The organism is Flavobacterium glaciei, from assembly GCF_003350545.1.
GTDB lineage: Bacteria > Bacteroidota > Bacteroidia > Flavobacteriales > Flavobacteriaceae > Flavobacterium > Flavobacterium glaciei.
In genome coordinates, this window is sequence record NZ_QQBA01000014.1 from 83,818 (window position 1) to 90,126 (window position 6,309).

The 6,309-nt window shown below is 31.4% G+C and carries 4 protein-coding genes; 2 read left to right on the top strand and 2 right to left on the bottom strand.

Annotated features, from left to right (window positions below):
* Positions 1–3 precede the first annotated feature (3 nt).
* A complete protein-coding gene (locus DFR66_RS11840; RefSeq protein ID WP_114755041.1) occupies positions 4–663 on the top strand; it encodes a hypothetical protein in 660 nt (219 codons plus the stop codon).
* A gap of 179 nt (positions 664–842) precedes the next feature.
* Here DFR66_RS11840 and DFR66_RS11845 read toward each other — a convergent pair whose 3' ends face one another.
* Together DFR66_RS11845 and DFR66_RS11850 are read right to left on the bottom strand one after the other, a co-directional pair.
* Positions 843–1,496, bottom strand: coding sequence for a response regulator (locus tag DFR66_RS11845; protein ID WP_114755042.1), 654 nt, complete (start codon positions 1,494–1,496; stop codon positions 843–845).
* Positions 1,497–1,507: 11 nt separating this feature from the next.
* On the bottom strand, positions 1,508–2,980 hold the full coding sequence (locus DFR66_RS11850; RefSeq protein ID WP_114755043.1) for a sensor histidine kinase: 1,473 nt from the start codon (positions 2,978–2,980) through the stop codon (positions 1,508–1,510).
* A gap of 345 nt (positions 2,981–3,325) precedes the next feature.
* Between DFR66_RS11850 and DFR66_RS11855 the strand changes: the two genes are divergently transcribed.
* Positions 3,326–6,309, top strand: a 2,984-nt coding sequence (locus DFR66_RS11855; protein WP_244199331.1) for a DUF11 domain-containing protein, incomplete at its 3' end; no start/stop codon positions are given.

Here is a 6,309-nt window from a genome sequence, read left to right on the forward strand (position 1 = left end):
ATCATGAAAAAAATTACCCTTTTAGTTGCTAGTATCTTCGTATTTGGAGGTAGTGTAGCCAACGCAACAGAGAAAAAAGATTTCTCTGTAATTACAAAATCGTCTTTATTATTTGACGATGACGAACCTATAGCATTCATAGAACGAGGCATAGCTTTTTATGTGTTTCCTGATGGTCAACTGGATTTTAATACCAGACCTACAACTCGAGGTAAGATGTTTTACAAAACAAACTCAAACAGTAGAGTAAATAGAACCTACGGAACACCAAATAGAAATCGTCCCATCAATTATGGAGTAAGAATTGAACATGATCAACTAGGTCGTGTAAGACAAGTAGGTAATGTGTTTATCAATTACGATGCTAATGACCGTGTAAAACGAATAGGATCTGTTTACATGAGCTATAATAGGTTTGCACTAGAGCGAGTAGGTGGATTAGAAATTGTTTACAACCGCAGAGGACAAATTATAGATAGAATTGGGACTGTAAAAGGTGATAGACCATTCTTTTATGATCAAAACCCTAATACTATAGGCTATGGCAACAATAATAATTCAAATGATGATGATTCCTTCTATTACCGATCTTCAGGATCAAAAAACAAAATAGAGGAACAAAAATCAAACAACGCTCCTATTGTTATCAATAGAAAAAACTAACATTACTCTCATTGCAATCCTATTTTAATATTGGCGCAAGTGATGATTAGGTAATTCAAAGGGGCTGTTTCAAATTAGAATAGAGACAGTCCCTTTTTTATTATTAATTAAACATTTTCATAAATCCATTATACTTGAAATTTGTTTACATATTGACAAACAACCTCAAGTAACTTATTTTAGGATTTTTTAACTACATTACTAACACCTATTGATTTATTAAATAAACTGACAAGCTCCACGACGTTTTTTATGTTTAATTTATTAAACATTTTGTTTTTGTGTGTACTAACTGTTGTGAGTTGGATGTTTAATTTATTAGCTATTTCAATATTCCCGTCTCCTTGAACTAATAATTCCGAAATCTCTCTTTCTCTTTTAGATAATATATCCAATGGATTAATACTTTTTTTATTTGTAGACGCTTGTACAAGTTCTTTAATGATACCCTGAGAAATATAATTACCTATTTTTAAAATAGTCTCTACGGCATTCACTATCTTTTTTTTGTCACTTAACTTATTGAGATATCCATTAGCGCCAGCAATAATATAAGGACAAGCATGTGTTTCCTCCTCATAAACTGAAAACACCAATATTTTAACGTCAGATTGCATATTTCTGATTGCTTCAATCATCAAAGTATTTCGGCCGCCTGGGATGTTGATGTCTAAAATAATTAAGTCAAATGTATTCTCTTTTAATATATCCAACGTCTCATTAAAATTTTTAGCCTCAGAAATCGCTACATTTTTAATCCCTTCTTCTAATATGATTGAAACACCGGTTCTTACGACTAAGTGGTCATCAACGATAAGAATTTTTTTTTGCATAGTTAACCTATTTAAGTTATGGACTTGTTCGAGTTTAAAAAGATGTCAATTGTTACTGTTGTTCCTTCATTAGAGGGATTTGAAAATGATATGTTTCCTTTCAGTATTATTAATAACTCTAATACTAGGTGCAAACCTATTCCGTAAGTACTTAGAATAAGCTTTTCAGTATCTCTATTTTTGAATAGATTTGTATAATAATCAATAATGTCCTGAGTCATTCCCATGCCTGTATCCTTTACCCAATATGTAATTTTATCAGAATCCGTATGAGCTCCTACCTCAATAGTACCCGAGTTGGTGTACTTAACGGCATTATCCAATAGATTATGGATTATTATAGAAATAATTCTAATATTAATATCAGATTTAAGATTTAAATGAGTTTTGTTAATAATTTTAGTGTCATTATTAGCGGCAATATCTTCAAAAAATACTTTTTTTTCTTCAATCAAATCGTAGACTGAATAAATTTTTCGGTCGTAATATCGATCCTCAATATATATTTTAGAATATTCAATAAGTGTTTTAGTAAATTCATGTAATTGAAACGAAGATTTGAAAATAGAATTAGCATATCTAAACATTAAATCATCATTTGTTTTCTTGGCATAAGAACATAAATTTTTTGCAATAAGTTGAATGTATTTTAAAGGACTTCTTATATCATGACTGATGGTTCCAATTATTTTTTTATGTTGAACAATTTCAGTAGATAAATCCTGCTTTGTTTTTTCTAAATCGTTGATAATTAACTCAAGTTGCACTTTTTGTTCATTCAACTCTTGTTTAGATATTGTTATTTTTTGCAACATAGCATTGCAATAAATAACAATAGAGCTAATAATAACAAAGATGAAAAAAATGTTTACTAGTAAAAGATAATTTTCTATTTCTCTTGTTCCTTCTACTAATGATTTAGAAAAAGCATCTTCCTTGATTTCTATTTTTTTATTTATAAAATCTAATTCTTTAAGTATCTCAATTTTTGAAGCATAGTCTAATTGATTAGTTTCTATTTTTTTTTCTATAATTATCCCTATTTGATATAATTTCTGCGTTAATAGATCACCTTCTTCCCATTCTAATATTGCTCTTTTGAAGAATGATAATTCTTGAAAAAAATTGAAAAACCAGATCATATCATCCAAGTCTTCTTCTTCATTCATGCCTTCTCTGAATCCTTGTTTTATCGTTTCAACATCTAATTGTTTTATCAATGCAACTCTTGCTTTAGCATCACCCATTGGAATACTATGATTCACTTTGAATTTGCTAAAATATTCTTTGTCAAGAGTAAATAAATAATTAATTAAATTACGAGTAGCGATATTATGTCCTTTAGAATAACGAGAAACACCATTGAGGCACGCTCTTGTAGCCGATAATGTTTTTATTGTATAAAAATTGACGAATATTAACATAGAACAAGCAGCTACTGTTACAATTAAAAAATTTAAAGTATTTTTCTTGCTCTGTTTCAATTTTAAAATTACTAAGTGAATTTGTTAAATAATTTTATTCTAAATTAAAAATTTTTATGACGTAAACAGTAATTTTTTTTAATATTTATTCAATTATTGTACAAGCACATCAATACAACGGTACGTTTTTGTAAGAATTAATAAAAATTTTAATAAAATATTATTCGTTTTTTTATAAATTTTATTTTGCTGAAATATAGATTTATATCAGCAATCATCCCTATTTTGTTAGCCGTCAGTTTTTTACCTTTATAAAAGAGTATTTATTAATGTAAGTTTTAAGTAAACCTACTAATTACTTAAAACTTAAAATTGATTGTTTTTTATAATTAAACTCATTTTATTATGAGAAAAAACTACCCAAATCTATTAAATACCATTTTTATTGAAGCATTATTGTTTAAAACAAACCTAAATAAAAGGTTCTTATTTTTAAGCTTTTTATTGCTGTCATTAAATTGCTATGGACAGCAATGTAATGCAGAAATACCAACCCCTTTTGTATCTACTACCTTTGATAATTTATCAGTATCCACAAATACTACTGGTGTATGCATTCCAATAGTAGGTTGCGGTATAAATAATGGCAATAATTTAATAAATGCAAGCCTAACTGATTTTGCTACAGCTAGTTTTGGAATTTTGAGTGCAGGCACTAATCATTCTTTAAGAGTAACTGATGGAAATGATACATTTTCTGCTGGTACTTTTGCAGGATTTAAAATTTCACCTAGTGGAGGTTTACTCAACTTAGATTTATTAGGCGGTATAACCATTAGAACATACAATAACGGTGTTTTAAGAGAAACATTCTCAGGCGCATCATTATTGAGTTTAGGCTTGCTTACAAGTCCAAGTGATTATATTATTGGTTTCAATACTTCCGCAACATTTGATGCAATTGAAATTGTTTTGAATGGTGGAGTTACTTTATTGAACTCTACAAATATATACCATGCGGTTATAAGAGAATATTGTGCTGGACCCATTTTAGAATGTAACACCCTTACTAAATTAAGTCTACCCACTTATCCAGTAGCTATCAGTCAGGCTAATACAGGAGTGTCTGGGGTTAGTGTGGGCAGTGTCGCTGATGTTGAAAATGCAATTAGCTCTAATGATTCTGATTATGCGTCAATTAATTTAACTGTTGGTTTAATAGCTTCTGGAAGCATCGCAATAAAAGACCCGATTACTGATCATCCAGCAGGAACCTATGCTGGTTTTGAAATAGAAAACACAAATCTTTTAAGTTTAGCTGCTTTAGGAAATGTGGTTGTGTCTACTTATTTGAATGGAGTGTTTAGGGAGCAGTTTTCTGGAACTGATTTAGTAGCTAATGTATCATTACTTTCTTCAGGTGGACGTTTTAAAATAGGGTTTATTAGCACTCAGGATTTTGATGAGGTAAAACTTTCTGTCAATCAAACGGCAGGTGTGAGTTTAGGTACGACTCGGGTTTATGGCGCTGTTTTTCAAAAATTTTGCTCAGGACCCACTTTACCTTGTAATCTTCAAACTGCTCTGTCTACGCCAACATATCCAGTATATATTAATAATGTCAATTCGGGGATTAATGGTTTAGTGTGTGCTTTATGTACAGTAACTAATCAAGATAATTTAATAGATTCTGATCTTACTAATTATGCAAGTGTTAATTTGTCTGTAGCTGTAGGAACAACCGGAAGCTTATCAGTAAAAGACCAAATCACTAATTATCCTGTAGGTACTTTTGCTGGTTATACAATAGAAAATCCTGCCTTTCTAAATGTTGATGCTTTAGAAGCTGTAATGATAACAACTTATTTGGATGGTGTTCAACAAGAAATAAAATCAGGTAATGGCGCATTAGTAGCTATTGGAACTGATTTATTAGTTGGAACAGGGAAACAAACAATAGGTTTTGTTTCTACAATGCCTTTTGACGAGGTTCAAATTACTCTTCAAAATTTGGTTGCTGTAAACTTAGGAGAAGTTAAAGTTTACAATGCTGTTTTTCAAAGATTATGCGATCCCGTTGTAGCGTGTAATGAAAATTATGTTTGGTCAAATCCAGCTTTTCCTGTAACAATAAATTTTGATAACACTGGCATTAATGGTTTGGCTTGCGTGGGTTGTGCTGTGAACAATACTGGTAATTTATTAACCGCTGATGAAACTGATTTTGCTAATATTACTTTGATTGCAGGAGTAGTTGGCTCAGGTTCTGTTGCGGTAAAAGATCATTTATATACCTATCCTCAAGGAACTTTTGCAGGATATGTTATTAGAGATTTAGGAACCTTAGCTCAGGTGAATTTACTTCAATCATTGGAAATAAGTACCTATAATAATGGTGTTTTTCAAGAAGCAAGATCAGCCGGTCAATTAATTGATTTATCTCTTTTGGGAATTGATATTTTAGGATCGACTCCCGGAGTTTATAATTTTGGTTTTAAAACCAATTTACCTTTTGACGAAATCAAACTGACATTAAATTCAGTAGCTAGTGTTATTAACTCTATAAATGTATATGGAGCTTTTGTTAATACATCAGAAAGCGATGGAGGTTCTGGAAGTGGTTTAGAATGTAATTTATCATCCATTTCATTAACTAAAGATGGTATTTATGTTGACGCAAATTCTGATGGAATTGTAAATGTTGGGGATAGAATTAATTATTTGTTCAGTATAACAAACACAGGCGCTAAAACTCTAACCAATGTAACTTTATCAGACGACACTGCTACGTTAGTTGGAACTCCAATTGCTAGTTTAAGTGCGGGTTCTACTGATACTACGAGCTATACTGCTACTTACAATATTACTCAGGCTGATATTGATGCAGGAGTAGTTTATAATTTAGCAACGGTTATTGCTACAACAAATATAGGCACAAATATAACTGCTACATCTATCGATCCTTCACCTTGTACTACATGTCCCGTAAATTCAACATGTCCTGAATGTACAGCAACGCCATTAAGTCAAGATTCAAAAATAGCGCTGGTTAAAACGGCTCTTTACAACGGTGATTCTACTAAAGCTCTAGTTGGTGATACTATTACCTATACCTTTTCTGTAACTAATTCTGGAAACGTTACCGTAGATAACATTGTTATCAATGATGCTAAACTAGGAGTGAGTAATTTAGCTGTAACACCTGCTACATTAGCTCCATCACAAACAGCTGTGGTAACCCTACAATATACTATCACTCAAGCCGATATTGATGCCGGAATGGTTACTAATTCAGCTGTTGCGGTAGGTGAAAATCCACAAGGGGATTCGGTTCAAGATACTTCGGGGACAGCTACCTCCAATGACCTGCCTACGGTGACCAATTTGCC

Excerpts from the sequence above, each read along its gene's own strand:
- DFR66_RS11840 (WP_114755041.1), top strand. The coding sequence starts at position 4 with ATGAAAAAAATTACCCTTTTAGTTGCTAGTATCTTCGTATTTGGAGGT.
- DFR66_RS11845 (WP_114755042.1), bottom strand. The coding sequence starts at position 1,496 with ATGCAAAAAAAAATTCTTATCGTTGATGACCACTTAGTCGTAAGAACC.